This window comes from Stenotrophomonas sp. HMWF023, from assembly GCF_003060985.1.
GTDB classification, from domain to species: Bacteria; Pseudomonadota; Gammaproteobacteria; order Xanthomonadales; family Xanthomonadaceae; genus Stenotrophomonas; species Stenotrophomonas lactitubi.
Window position 1 is genome coordinate 1 of sequence record NZ_QAIJ01000060.1, and the last position, 12,618, is coordinate 12,618.

A 12,618-nucleotide genomic window follows, 5' to 3' on the forward strand; every position below is an offset into this window, starting at 1 on the left:
GTTGCGGGGGCGTGAGCCGCATGGATGCGGCGACCGAGCTTACATGGACGTACTTGCAGCGTCCCCCGCAACCGGACCCACCCCGCCATCCCACGGAATGCAGGTTTTTGACGTTGCCGTTGACTTTGACGTTGATTCGGCAGGTGCAGGGCGCAGCCCTGCCGAACACCCCCCAACCCTCACGTCACTGAACCGATCAGCGATTTCGGCACGGCACTTGCACTAGCTCCAGCAGACACCCCCATCCCTGTTTCTGGAACCGTTGCAGATGTCCCACTCCGTCACTTCGATCCTTTCCCAGATCCGCTCCTACCAGACCCAGGTGGGACAGCCCGCGCTCAACCCGCTGGCCGAAGCGCCGCGTAGCAATGCCCTGCCGGGCACGGTGCTGGATGCGCCGCAGGTCCAGCCTGCCAGCTTCACCGAAACCCTGCGCGGTGCCATCGCCGGCGTCAACGACGCGCAACAGAAATCCGGCGCACTGGCCAAGGCCTTCGAACTGGGTGAACCCGGCGCCGACCTGGCCAAGGTGATGGTCGCCTCGCAGCAGTCCCAGATCGCCTTCCGCGCCACCGTGGAAGTCCGTAACCGTCTCGTCCAGGCTTACCAGGACGTGATGAACATGCCGCTGTAAGGATAGAAACGCATGGCCCTGTCGCTCTCCAAGGAATCCCTGAACGCCGAAAAGGCGGGCCAGTGGTTCGACCGGCTGCAAAGCCTGCAGATCACCCGTCGGCTCGGACTGATGGCGATGATCGCCGTGGCCGTGGCGGCAGGCCTGTTCGTGTTCTTCTGGTCGCAGAAGCCGGGCATGGTACCGCTGTACACCGGCCTGGACCAGAAGGCCACCGCTGAAGCGACCGACCTGCTGCGTGCCGCACAGATTCCGTTCCAGCTGGACCCGGCCACCGGTGGCATCACCGTGCCGGAAAAGAACCTGCACGATGCCCGCCTGAAACTGGCGGGCTCGGGCCTGACCGACAGCGGCAAGCTCGGCTTCGAGCTGATGGAGCGCGACCCGGGTTTCGGTGTCAGCCAGTTCGTGGAAAGCGCGCGCTACCAGCACGCGCTGGAAACCGAGCTGTCGCGCACCATCAACACGCTGCGCCCGGTGCGCGATTCGCGCGTGCATCTGGCCATTCCCAAGCCCAGCGCGTTCACCCGCCAGCGTGATGTGGCCAGTGCCTCGGTCACCCTGGAACTGCGCGGCGGCCAGCAGCTGGAGCGCAGCCAGGTCGATGCGATCGTGCACATGGTCGCTGCAGCCATTCCCGATCTGGCGCCGGAACGCGTCACTGTGGTCGACCAAAGCGGCCGCATGCTCAGCGTCAGCGACCCGAACAGCGAAGCGGCCGTCAACGCCGCTCAGTTCGAACAGGTGCGCCGCCAGGAAACCTCTTTCAACCAGCGCATCCGCGAACTGCTGGAACCGATGACCGGCCCCGGCCGGGTCAACCCGGAAGTCAGCGTCGACATGGACTTCTCGGTGACAGAAGAAGCGCGCGAGCTCTACAACGGCGAGCCGCAGAAGCTGCGCAGCGAGCAGATGAGCGAGAACAGCAGCAGCACGCCGGGGCCGCAGGGCGTACCGGGTGCCACCAGCAACAGCCCGCCGGGCCAGGCCGCTGCACCGGCCACCGCGCAGGCACCGACCGAAAGCAGCAAGAACGCGACGCGCAACTACGAGCTGGACCGGACCCTGCAGCACACCCGTCAGCCGGCCGGCCGCATCAAGCGCGTGTCGGTGGCGGTGCTGGTGGACAACGTGCCGCGCACCGGTGCCAACGGCAAGGTTGCGCCGCAGCCGCTGTCGGCAGCAGAACTGACCCGGGTCGAAGCGCTGGTCAAGCAGGCCGTCGGCTTCAGTGCCGAACGCGGCGATACCGTGTCGGTGATGAATGCCCCGTTCGTGCGTGACACCACGCCGGTGGAAGGCCCGAACTGGTGGGAACTGCCCTGGGTGCACGATGCCGGCCGCATGCTGCTGGGTGCACTGGTGGTGATGGCGCTGCTGTTCGGCGTGCTGCGCCCGGCACTGCGCGGCATCACCGGGCAGAACCGCAAGAAAGAAGAACTGGCGCTGGAACCGCACACCGCGGACGTGCAGCTGGTCGATGACGATGGCACCCCGCTGCCGGCGCTTGGCGCCGACCGGGCAAGCCTGGGCGGGCCGGAAGCACTGGCCCTGCCGGTGGATTCTTATGAGGAACGACTGCGGATGGCGCGTGAAGCCGTGAAGACCGACTCCAAGCGCGTGGCCCAGGTGGTCAAGGGCTGGGTGGCCAATGACTGAGGTCGCCCCCCTGACCGGCGTGCAGCGCGCCGCCGTCCTGCTGCTGTCGCTGGGCGAACTGGACGCGGCCGAAGTGCTGCGCCACATGGAACCGAAGGAGGTGCAGAAGATCGGCATCGCCATGGCCACCATGTCCGACATCACCCGCGAACAGGTGGAACGGGTGATGGACCAGTTCAGCAGTGAGCTGGGCTCCAAGACCTCGCTGGGCGTGGGCTCGGACGACTACATCCGCAACATGCTGGTGCAGGCGCTGGGCAGCGAAAAGGCCGGCAACCTGATCGACCGCATCCTGCTGGGCCGCAACACCACCGGCCTGGACGCGCTGAAGTGGATGGACCCGCGTGCGGTGGCCGACCTGGTGCGCAACGAGCATCCGCAGATCATCGCCATCGTGATGGCGCACCTGGAAACCGACCAGGCTGCCGACGCGCTGAAGCTGCTGCCCGACCGCACCCGTGTGGACGTGTTGCTGCGCATCGCCACCCTCGACGGCATTCCGCCCAATGCGCTGAACGAACTCAACGAGATCATGGAACGCCAGTTCGCCGGCAACCAGAACCTGAAGTCGTCCAACATCGGCGGCGTGCAGTGCGCGGCCAACATCCTCAACTTCATGGACAGCGGCCAGGACCAGGCCATCCTGGGCGAGATCGCACGCATCGATGCGCCGCTGAGTGGCCGCATCCAGGACCTGATGTTCGTGTTCGACGACCTGGTGGACCTGGACGACCGCGAGATGCAGCTGGTGCTGCGCGAAGTCAGCGGCGAACGACTGGGCCTGGCCCTGCGCGGCGCCGACATCAAGGTACGCGACAAGATCACCCGCAACATGTCCCAGCGCGCGGCCGAGATTCTGCTGGAAGACATGGAAGCGCGGGGACCGGTGCGCCTGTCCGACGTCGAAGTGGCACAGCGCGAGATCCTGGCCATCGTCAAGCGCATGGCCGATGAGGGCACCGTCACCATCGGTGGCAGCGCGGAGGCGATGCTGTGAGCAACGTCGTGCGCTGGCTTGCCCCGGACCTGCTGGCCCAGCCCGAACCGGTGCTGGACCACGACGATGCCTTCGAACTCACCGAGCCGGACCCGGAGCATGAGCCGGAGCCGCCGCTGCAGTTGCCTACCCTGGAAGAAATCCAGGCGATCCAGGACAGCGCCGAGAAGGAAGGTTTCGACCACGGCCATGCCGATGGCTTCAGCCAGGGCCAGGCCGAGGTGCGTCGACTGGTCGCACAGATCGAGGGCATCCTCGACAACTTCGGGCGGCCACTGGCGCGTCTGGAAAATGAAGTGGTCGGTGCGCTCGGCGAACTGGCGGTACGCATCGCCGGTGCGCTGGTAGGCCGTGCCTACGAGGCTGATCCGGCGCTGCTGGGGCAACTGGTCGGCGAGGCGATTGACGCCGTCGGCGGCAGCAACCGCGAAGTGGAAGTGCGTCTGCATCCGGATGACATCACTGCCCTCGCCCCGTTGTTGGCCCTGTCGCCGCAGCAGCGCCTGGTGCCTGACACCAGCCTGAGCCGTGGCGATCTGCGCGTACATGCCGAAGCGGTGCGCATCGACGGCACGCTGGAAGCGCGCCTGCGCGGCGCACTGGATGCTGTGATCCGACAGACCGGAACCATCGCATGAACACCGACACCGCATCGCCGTCGTCTCCGCCGGCCGACTGGACCATTCCCCGCAATCTGCGCCTGGCCAACCGCCTCGACGGCCTGAAGGTCGACACCGCGCACGGCCGCGGGCTGATCCGCGAAGGCGTGCTGCGCCGGGCGGTCGGCCTGACACTTGAGGCGGTCGGCTGCGAAGCGCCGCTCGGCGCCAGCTGCAAGGTGGAAGTGGTCGACGGCGGCTGGGTCGATGCCGAAGTGGTTGGCTTCGCCGGCGAACGCACCTACCTGATGCCCAGCGCCGAACTGCATGGCCTGCTGCCGAATGCGCGGGTGGTGCCATCGGCCCGTCGTGGCGGTGTGGAAGTGGGCGAAGGCCTGCTTGGCCGGGTCATCGACAGCGATGGCGTGCCACTGGATGGCAAGGGCCCGATCCGCGCGGAAGGCCACGTCGGCATGGCCGGCGTATCGATCAATCCGCTCGCACGCGAACCGATCACCCAGCCCCTGGACGTGGGCGTGCGCGCGATCAATGCGCTGCTTCCGATTGGTCGCGGCCAGCGTGTCGGCCTGTTCGCCGGCTCCGGCGTCGGCAAGTCGACGCTGCTGGGCATGATGACCCGCTACACCGCCGCCGACGTGATCGTGGTCGGCCTGATTGGTGAGCGTGGCCGCGAAGTGCGCGATTTCGTTGAAAGCACCCTCGGCGAGGAAGGCCTGCGCCGCGCGGTGGTGGTCGCCAGCCCGGCCGACCGCCCGCCGCTGGCCCGACTGCATGGTGCCTACCGCGCCACCGCCATCGCCGAGTGGTTCCGCGACCAGGGCCTGAACGTCCTGCTGCTGATGGATTCGCTGACCCGCTTCGCGCAGGCGCAGCGCGAGATCGGCCTGTCGGTGGGCGAGCCGCCCACCACCCGCGGCTATCCGCCATCGGTGTTCGCCAAGCTGCCGGCACTGGTCGAACGTGCAGGCAATGGCGCCAAGGGCCGCGGTTCGATCACCGCCTTCTACACCGTGCTGACCGAGGGCGACGATCCGCAGGATCCGATCGCCGATGCCGCGCGTGCGATTCTCGACGGCCACATCCTGCTCTCGCGCCGCGTGGCCGACAGCGGCCTGTACCCGGCGATCGACGTGGAATCGTCGGTCAGCCGCGTGGTCACGGAAATCGCCGACGAACCGTGGCGCCTGCGCATCCGCAAGCTGAAGCGGCTGGTCTCGGCCTATTCGGCCAACCGCGACCTGATTGCCATCGGCGCCTATCAGCGCGGCAATGACGCCGCGACCGATGAAGCCCTTGAGCGTTGGCCGGAAATCATGGAATTCCTCGGCCAGGATGTTGCCAAGGCCGCAGATCTACCGCACAGCCAGGCGGCGTTGCAGCGCCTGGTGGAACAAGAGAATGAGAGGCTGACATGATCCAGTCCAAGCGCATCGATCCGCTGCTGAAGCGGGCCCAGGAACACGAAGATGCAGTCGCCCGCGATCTGGCCGAACGCCAGACCGTACTCGACACCCATCTGTCGCGCCTGGACGAACTGCGTCGCTATGCCGAGGAATATGCCTCGCAGCAGATGGCCGACGCGCAGATGGCCGCGACCAGCCCGGCGCAGCTGTTGAACCGGCGCGCCTTCCTGGACCGGCTGGACAGCGCGGTGGAACAGCAGCAGCAGACCGTCAACGGCAACCGCGAAAAAGTGGAAGCCGAGCGCGCACGCCTGATCCTGGCCAGCCGTGACAAGGCGGTGCTGGAACAGCTGGCCGCCAGCTACCGGGCGCAGGAAAAGGTGGTGACCGACCGCCGCGACCAGCGCGAGATGGATGACATCGGCGCACGCCGCGCGCGCCTGGCGCAGACCGAGGACCAGGATGATGGCGAGCAGGGAGGCCGATCGTGATGCCCTCGCCCCTGAGCAGCAACGCCAGCGCACCGACGCCCGGCGGCAGCGGCAATGCCAGCAGTACGCGCACCTCGAGCAGTGATTCCGGCAAGGATTTCGGCCAGATGCTGCAGGGTGGTAGCGCGTCGCCCGGAAATTCCAGCACGACGGCCACCGGCAGCACCGGCAGCGGTCCGTCGAAGCCGGCCAACGCCACGTCAACATCCGATGGCAATCCGGGCAAGACGACGCCGCGGCCGGGCGACGGCGAAACCGCCGCCACTGACCCCGCGACTTCGACACCCGCTGTACCGGCAACGTCGGCAGCCGCAGACGACAAGGACACCCCGGCCAGCGCGGACGACGCGCCCTGGCCGCCACTGGGCTTGGCCGGCCTGGTGCTGGCCGTGCCTACCGGCGTCGATCCGGCACCTGTGCCGCCGCCGACGGCCAGCGATGCCGACGGCGGTGCGCTGCCCTCGGCCGCAACGGCACTTCCGGCCGCCGCAGTGTCGGCCAACGCAGCACAGGGCGCGGCAGCGCCAGCCGCCAACGCATCGGCATCCGCTGCCGGCGACGGCGAGGCCAGCGGCCTGCCGCTGCCCGAACTGGTGCTGGGTGGCAAGGCGCTGGATCGGGCCGACGATGGCGACAGCCTGCAGATCGGCGACCGCGCGCCGCCGGCGCCCCTGCAGCCCCCGCTGCCCGCTGCCCTGCAGGACCTGAAGGCCGCACTGGCCAGCAATGCCGTCTTCAACGGCGAACCCACACCGAAGCCGGTGCTGGGCGACGATGGTTTCGACCAGGCCATTGGTGCGCGCATCGGCTGGCTGGCCGACCAGAAGATCGGCCATGCCCACATCCGTCTCAATCCGGAAGACCTGGGGCCGGTGGACGTGCGCCTGCAGATGAACGGTGACAAGGTGCATGCCAGCTTCAGCAGCCCGCACGTCGATGTACGCCAGGCGCTGGAAAGCAGCCTGCCGCGCCTGCGTGAACTGCTCGGCGAGCAGGGCTTCCAGCTGGCCCATGCCGATGTCGGCCAGCAGCACAGCGGCGACGGCAATCCGGGCAGCCAGGCCGCCGGTGGTCGCGGTGGTGACGGAGAACCGTCACTGGGCGACAGCACGGTGTCGGCATCGCAGCTGATCCGCCAGCGCGGGTTGTTGGACGCGTACGCCTGACAGGCGTGCCAACCGAGCTTGGCACCTACCAAGAGCGGGACGGTTGGCAACCACCCATCGGTAGCGCCGGACCATGCCCGGCGGAATGTCGGGAATCCGCCGGGCATGGTCCGGCGCTACCGATATGAACACCCGACGGAATTCCGTCGCGTCTCTCGCCGGCCACTCCGGCACACCCCTTGCATATCCCGGTGAAGCAACCCTCAGGAGCTTCACCCCGTGGCCGCAGCCGCTGACAAAACCAAGAAGACCGCCGACAAGGACAAGACCGCCAAGCCGCGTAGTCCGATCCTGATCACCGCCCTGGTCGCCGTACTGGCCGCCGGCGCCGCCGGTGGCGGGGTGTGGTTCTTCACCCAGTCCAAGCACGAAGACAAGACCGCGCAGGCGCCGAAGAAGACCACCACCCCGGCCCCGGCCCAGTACTTCGCGCTGGAACCGGCGTTCGTGGTCAACCTCAACGGCTCGATCGACGGCCCGCGCTACCTGCAGGTGGAAGTGCAGCTGATGACCCGCGATCCGGCCGCGCTGGAAGCGATCAAGACCCATGCCCCGGCCATCCGCGCACGCCTGTTGATGCTGTTCTCGCAGGTCAGCCCGCAGCAGATCGCCGACATCGCCGGCAAGCAGAAACTGCAGGCCGATTCGTTGGCCGAAGTGCAGAAGGTGCTGAAGGCCGAGACCGGCAGCAACGGTGCCGACGATCTGCTGTTCACCAGCTTCGTGACCCAGTAAGGGCTCCCCGATGAATGACCTGCTGTCCCAGGATGAGATCGATGCCCTGTTGCATGGCGTGGACAGTGGCGCGGTCGAAACCGAGCCGGACGCCCCCAGTGGCGAAGCACGCTCCTACGATTTCGCCAGCCAGGACCGCATCATCCGCGGTCGCATGCCGACCCTGGAAATGGTCCACGAGCGCTTCGCGCGCCTGTGGCGGATCGGCCTGTTCAACCTGATCCGGCGTTCGGCCGAACTGTCCGTGCGCGGCATCGAGCTGATCAAGTTCAACGATTACATGCACTCGCTGTATGTGCCGACCAACCTGAACCTGATCCGCTTCAAGCCACTGCGTGGTACCGGCCTGATCGTGTTCGAACCGACCCTGGTGTTCGCCATCGTCGACAACTTCTTCGGTGGTGACGGGCGCTACCCGACGCGCATCGAAGGCCGCGAGTTCACCGCCACCGAGATGAGGGTGATCCACCTGCTGCTGAAGCAGACCTTCGCCGACCTGCGTGAAGCGTGGGCACCGGTGATGGACGTGGAATTCGAGTACATCAACTCGGAGATCAACCCGCACTTCGCCAACATCGTGACCCCGCGCGAGTACGTGGTGGTGTGCCGCCTGCATGTCGAACTCGACGGCGGTGGCGGTGACATCCACGTGACCCTGCCCTACTCGATGCTGGAGCCGATCCGCGAACTGCTCGACGCCGGCATCCAGAGCGACCGCAACGACCGCGACGAGAGCTGGGGCCGCACCCTGCGCGAGCAGCTCAACGTGGCCGAAGTCACCCTGTCCAGCGTGCTGGCCAGCAAGCGCATGACCCTGCGCGACCTGACCCGGCTGAAGGTCGGCGACATCCTGCCGATCGACCTCAGCCCGCAGGTGCCGCTGTGCGTGGAGAACATCCCGGTGTTCACCGGTGAGTTCGGCGTCGCCAACGGCATGAACGCCGTAAAGATCACCGCTACCCATCCGCCGGGCACCCGTCCGCGCGTACCCGTCATCCAGGAAGACCCGCAATGAACGATATCGACGCCCTCGAACCGACCCCGGCCCAGTTCAGCAGCCTGCAGGCCGATGAGGCGACCGGCCCGGATTTGAACCTGGACGTGATCCTCGACGTGCCGGTGACGCTGTCGCTGGAAGTCGGCCGCGCCCGCCTGCCGATCCGCAACCTGCTGCAGCTCAACCAGGGTTCGGTGGTGGAGCTGGAGCGTGGTGCCGGCGAATCGTTGGATGTGTTCGTCAACGGCACGCTGATCGCCCATGGCGAAGTGGTGGTGATCAACGACCGCTTCGGCGTGCGCCTGACCGATGTGGTCAGCCCCAGCGAGCGGATCCGGAGACTGCGTTGAGCCTGCTCGCCGCCACCGCGCTGGCCGTCGCCAAGACGGCCCCGCAGATCGGCCAGCATGCGCCGGCCGCACCGAGCCTGTTCGGTGCGGTGCTGGCCCTGTTGGCAGTGCTGGCCCTGGTCATCGGCCTGGGCTGGCTGCTCAAGCGCCTGCCCGGCAGCGGCTTCCGCCCGGCCGAGGGCATGAAGCTGGTGGCGAGCCTGAATGTTGGCGCCAAGGAGCGCGTGGTGGTGGTCGAGGTCAACGGCCAGCAGTTGCTGCTGGGCGTGACCGCCGGTGGCATCAACGCCCTGCACACCCTGGCCGAACCGCTGCCGCCGCCCGCGCCGGTACGCGTACCCGACCTGAAGAACCTGCCGAATTTCGCCCAGCTGCTGCAACAGCGGCTGCGCAAGGACCCCTGACATGCGTGTGACCCGTTCCCGTCTTGCCACCCTGCTGCCGTGGCTGACCCTGATCGCCCTGTGCCTGCTGCCTGCGTTGGCGTTCGCCGCCCCGGGCGCGCCGACCACGCCGCTGCCGGACATCAACGTCGGCAAGATCGGCGGTGCGCCGGTCAGCCTGCCGCTGCAGACCCTGCTGCTGATGACGGCGATCACCCTGATCCCGTCGATGCTGCTGGTGCTGACGTCGTTCACCCGAATCATCATCGTGCTGGGCCTGCTGCGACAGGCACTGGGCACCGGCCAGACGCCGTCCAACCAGGTGCTGCTGGGCCTGGCCCTGTTCCTCACCTCGATGATCATGCTGCCGACCTGGGACAAGGCCTGGAGCACCGGCATGGCGCCCTACCTCAATGGCGAGATCGACTTCCAGACCGCCTGGACACTGAGCACCACGCCGCTGCGTGCCTTCATGCTGGCGCAGATCCGCGAGACCGACCTGATGACCTTCGCCGGCATCGCCGGCCACGGCACCTACGCCAGCCCCGATGCGATTCCGTTCCCAGTGCTGGTCGCCTCGTTCGTCACCAGCGAACTGAAGACCGCCTTCGAGATCGGCTTCCTGATCTTCATTCCGTTCGTGATCATCGACCTGGTCGTGGCCAGTGTGCTGATGTCGATGGGCATGATGATGCTGTCGCCGATGCTGGTCTCGGCACCGTTCAAAATCCTGCTGTTCGTGCTGGTGGACGGCTGGGTGCTGACCGTCGGCACGCTGGCGGCGAGCTTCAATCCGGCCTGACAGACGCGACGCCGGGCAGTGCCGCCCGCCGCATTGACCACCGCCGGGCGTGCCCCGGCGCTACCGATGGAACCATGATGTCTCCCGAACTTGCCCTGACCGAACTGCGTGGCGGCCTGATCACCGTGCTGTGGGTAGCCGGCCCGCTGCTGCTGACTGTACTGGTGGTCGGCGTTGTGGTGGGCGTGGTGCAGGCCGCGACCCAGCTCAACGAACCCACCATCGCCTTCGTTGCCAAGGCTGCAGCGCTCACTGCGGTGTTGTTCGCACTGGGCAGCCTGCTGATCGGCCATCTGGTCGAATTCACCACGCTGCTGTTCCAGCGCATCCCGCACCTGATCGGCTAGACGGACGCGCACGCAGATGGACGCCGCCACCCAGATGGCTGCCGACGGCCTGAATGCCTTCGGCATGATCGGCACCGTGCTGTGGACCATGCTGCGCATCGGCGCGGTGGCCATGGCAATGCCGATGATCGGTACCCGCGCCGTGCCCGGCCGGGTGCGCGTGATGCTGGCCGGCACCCTGGCCATCGCGTTGGCGCCCCTGCTGCCGCCGGTACCGGACTGGACCGGCTTCGATGCCGCCACCGTACTGACCATCGCCCGCGAGCTGGCGATTGGCGTGGCCATCGGTTTCATGCTGCGGCTGGTGTTCGAGGCTGGCGCGATGGCCGGCGAACTGGTCGCCCAGGGCACCGGCCTGGCGTTTGCGCAGATGAGCGACCCGCTGCGCGGCGGCACCTCAGGTGTCATCGGCCAATGGTTCTATCTGCTGTTCGGCCTGCTGTTCTTCACCGCCAACGGCCATCTGGCGCTGATCTCGCTGGTGGTGGACAGCTACCGCGCCCTGCCGATCGGTGCGCCCCTGCCCGACCCGCATGCCTTCTTCAGCATCGCCCCGACCTTCCTGCTGACCGTGCTGCGCGGGGCACTGACCCTGGCCATCCCGCTGACCGTAGCGATGCTGGCGGTGAACCTGGCCTTCGGCGTACTGGCCCGCGCCGCGCCGGCGCTGAATCCGATTCAGCTGGGCCTGCCGGTCTCGCTGCTGCTGGGCCTGTTCCTGCTGACCCTGCTGGTCGGTGAAATGGGTCCGCCGGTGCAGCGCCTGTTCGATGCCGCCTTCGAGGCTGCCGGTGCAGTGACCCGCTGACGCGGTCATCACGTTTTGCTGCTTGCCGTCCCCCCCGGTGCCCGCGTTAGAGTGAATGGGCAGCGACCGGGGGGACGCTGCGACCGGCGGCCTCTGGTCGCCCGCCTTACGCATGCCCCACCGTAGTTTTTCCGTTGACAGGCAGGTCCGGGAGACTGACGAATGCTGGTAGGCACGTACAACCCGTGGCTGGTAGCGACCTCATTGCTGGTTGCAGTGATGGCGTCCTACACCGCGCTGGCGATGGCCGGGCGCACCGTCACCGCGCCCGGCAAGGGTGCGACCTGGTGGTGGCGCCTCGGCGGCGGCTTTGCGATGGGGCTGGGCATCTGGTCGATGCACTTCATCGGCATGCTCGCCTTCGACCTGCCCATTCCGCTGGGCTACGACCTGCCCATCACCCTGCTGTCGCTGGCACTGGCGATCGGCTCGTCGGTGTTTGCGCTCTGGCTGGTATCGCTGCGCACCCTGCCCCATCCACGCCTGGCCGGTGGCGCATTGCTGATGGGCAGCGGCATCGCCAGCATGCATTACGTGGGCATGGCCGCGATGCGCATGCAACCGGGCATCGACTACCAGCCGGTGTGGCTGCTGCTGTCGCTGCTGGTCGCGGTGGCCGCGTCGTGGACCGCGCTGTACGTGGCCTTCCGGCTGCGCGCGCAGCACACCCGCATCGGCGACCGCCTGGCCGCCGCCGGCCTGCTCGGCCTGGCCATCGTCGGCATGCACTACACCGGCATGGCCGCCGCCCGTTTCCCAGAAGGCAGCATCTGCGGCGCCGCGGTGGGCGATGGCCTGCAGAACAACTGGCTGGCGATGCTGGTGGTGGTGCTGACCGTGGCGATCCTGGCGGTGGTGCTGGTGGTGTCCTGGCTGGACCAGCGGGTGGAGGCACAGCTGTTGCGCCTGCGCAATTCGCTGCTCAGCACCTCGTTGACCGACGCCCAGCAGGAACTGACCCAGGCTGCGCTGCACGACCCGCTCACCCGCCTGCCGAACCGGTTGCTGCTGCAGCGGCGCATCGTGCAGGCGCTGGCCGAGGCTGAACAGGGCGGCAGCCGCTTCGCGGTGATGTTCATGGACCTGGATGGCTTCAAGCAGGTCAATGATGCCTACGGCCACCAGGCCGGCGACGCGCTGCTGGTGGCGGTGGCCGAACGCACCCGCCAGCTGCTGCGTCCGCACGACCTGCTGGCACGGCTGGGCGGCGACGAATTCGTGCTGGT

Annotated in this window: 15 protein-coding genes; all 15 read left to right on the forward strand. The window is 67.5% G+C overall.

What is annotated here, in order from left to right; genetic code table 11:
- Positions 1–268: 268 nt before the first annotated feature.
- Positions 269–634: a flagellar hook-basal body complex protein FliE gene (gene fliE, locus DBR20_RS02395; protein ID WP_025878997.1), complete on the forward strand. Its 366-nt coding sequence runs from the start codon at positions 269–271 to the stop codon at positions 632–634.
- A gap of 12 nt (positions 635–646) precedes the next feature.
- Positions 647–2,293 (forward strand): flagellar basal-body MS-ring/collar protein FliF, encoded by a 1,647-nt coding sequence (fliF, locus tag DBR20_RS02400; protein ID WP_108265063.1) that lies wholly within the window; start codon positions 647–649, stop codon positions 2,291–2,293.
- A 10-nt stretch (positions 2,294–2,303) separates the two neighbouring features.
- Positions 2,304–3,290, forward strand: coding sequence for a flagellar motor switch protein FliG (fliG, locus tag DBR20_RS02405; protein WP_089241304.1), 987 nt, complete (start codon positions 2,304–2,306; stop codon positions 3,288–3,290).
- Between the two features lie 29 nt (positions 3,291–3,319).
- Positions 3,320–3,928, forward strand: a complete 609-nt coding sequence (locus tag DBR20_RS02410) for a FliH/SctL family protein (protein ID WP_181392999.1) — start codon at positions 3,320–3,322, stop codon at positions 3,926–3,928.
- Complete coding sequence (locus DBR20_RS02415; protein ID WP_089241013.1) at positions 3,925–5,325, forward strand: FliI/YscN family ATPase; 1,401 nt, start codon at positions 3,925–3,927, stop codon at positions 5,323–5,325. Before DBR20_RS02410 ends, DBR20_RS02415 begins: the two co-directional genes overlap by 4 nt.
- On the forward strand, positions 5,322–5,804 hold the full coding sequence (fliJ, locus tag DBR20_RS02420) for a flagellar export protein FliJ (protein WP_089241011.1): 483 nt from the start codon (positions 5,322–5,324) through the stop codon (positions 5,802–5,804). The genes DBR20_RS02415 and fliJ overlap by 4 nt, the downstream gene beginning before the upstream one ends.
- Positions 5,804–6,970 carry a flagellar hook-length control protein FliK gene (locus tag DBR20_RS02425; RefSeq protein WP_108265065.1) on the forward strand — a complete coding sequence of 389 codons (1,167 nt, stop codon included), beginning with the start codon at positions 5,804–5,806 and terminating at the stop codon, positions 6,968–6,970. Before fliJ ends, DBR20_RS02425 begins: the two co-directional genes overlap by 1 nt.
- A gap of 219 nt (positions 6,971–7,189) precedes the next feature.
- Positions 7,190–7,705 carry a flagellar basal body-associated FliL family protein gene (locus DBR20_RS02430; RefSeq protein WP_025878990.1) on the forward strand — a complete coding sequence of 172 codons (516 nt, stop codon included), beginning with the start codon at positions 7,190–7,192 and terminating at the stop codon, positions 7,703–7,705.
- 10 nt (positions 7,706–7,715) lie between these two features.
- Positions 7,716–8,720, forward strand: coding sequence for a flagellar motor switch protein FliM (fliM, locus tag DBR20_RS02435; RefSeq protein WP_025878989.1), 1,005 nt, complete (start codon positions 7,716–7,718; stop codon positions 8,718–8,720).
- Entirely contained in the window at positions 8,717–9,052 is a 336-nt protein-coding gene (gene fliN, locus DBR20_RS02440) for a flagellar motor switch protein FliN (protein ID WP_089241007.1), read from the forward strand. The genes fliM and fliN overlap by 4 nt, the downstream gene beginning before the upstream one ends.
- Positions 9,049–9,456: a flagellar biosynthetic protein FliO gene (gene fliO / locus DBR20_RS02445; protein ID WP_108265066.1), complete on the forward strand. Its 408-nt coding sequence runs from the start codon at positions 9,049–9,051 to the stop codon at positions 9,454–9,456. The genes fliN and fliO overlap by 4 nt, the downstream gene beginning before the upstream one ends.
- A 1-nt stretch (position 9,457) precedes the next feature.
- Complete coding sequence (gene fliP / locus DBR20_RS02450) at positions 9,458–10,237, forward strand: flagellar type III secretion system pore protein FliP (RefSeq protein ID WP_089241003.1); 780 nt, start codon at positions 9,458–9,460, stop codon at positions 10,235–10,237.
- Positions 10,238–10,314: 77 nt separating this feature from the next.
- Positions 10,315–10,584, forward strand: coding sequence for a flagellar biosynthetic protein FliQ (locus tag DBR20_RS02455; RefSeq protein WP_005413254.1), 270 nt, complete (start codon positions 10,315–10,317; stop codon positions 10,582–10,584).
- A gap of 16 nt (positions 10,585–10,600) precedes the next feature.
- Positions 10,601–11,392 (forward strand): flagellar biosynthetic protein FliR, encoded by a 792-nt coding sequence (gene fliR / locus DBR20_RS02460; protein ID WP_089241001.1) that lies wholly within the window; start codon positions 10,601–10,603, stop codon positions 11,390–11,392.
- 162 nt (positions 11,393–11,554) lie between these two features.
- Positions 11,555–12,618 (forward strand): MHYT domain-containing protein (locus DBR20_RS02465; RefSeq protein WP_146186934.1); only part of this gene is annotated, 1,064 nt, incomplete at its 3' end.

Excerpts from the sequence above, each read along its gene's own strand:
- fliM (WP_025878989.1), top strand. The coding sequence starts at position 7,716 with ATGAATGACCTGCTGTCCCAGGATGAGATCGATGCCCTGTTGCATGGC.
- fliP (WP_089241003.1), top strand. The coding sequence starts at position 9,458 with ATGCGTGTGACCCGTTCCCGTCTTGCCACCCTGCTGCCGTGGCTGACC.
- fliJ (WP_089241011.1), top strand. The coding sequence starts at position 5,322 with ATGATCCAGTCCAAGCGCATCGATCCGCTGCTGAAGCGGGCCCAGGAA.
- DBR20_RS02455 (WP_005413254.1), top strand. The coding sequence starts at position 10,315 with ATGTCTCCCGAACTTGCCCTGACCGAACTGCGTGGCGGCCTGATCACC.
- fliR (WP_089241001.1), top strand. The coding sequence starts at position 10,601 with ATGGACGCCGCCACCCAGATGGCTGCCGACGGCCTGAATGCCTTCGGC.
- DBR20_RS02415 (WP_089241013.1), top strand. The coding sequence starts at position 3,925 with ATGAACACCGACACCGCATCGCCGTCGTCTCCGCCGGCCGACTGGACC.
- fliF (WP_108265063.1), top strand. The coding sequence starts at position 647 with ATGGCCCTGTCGCTCTCCAAGGAATCCCTGAACGCCGAAAAGGCGGGC.
- DBR20_RS02425 (WP_108265065.1), top strand. The coding sequence starts at position 5,804 with ATGCCCTCGCCCCTGAGCAGCAACGCCAGCGCACCGACGCCCGGCGGC.
- fliE (WP_025878997.1), top strand. The coding sequence starts at position 269 with ATGTCCCACTCCGTCACTTCGATCCTTTCCCAGATCCGCTCCTACCAG.
- fliN (WP_089241007.1), top strand. The coding sequence starts at position 8,717 with ATGAACGATATCGACGCCCTCGAACCGACCCCGGCCCAGTTCAGCAGC.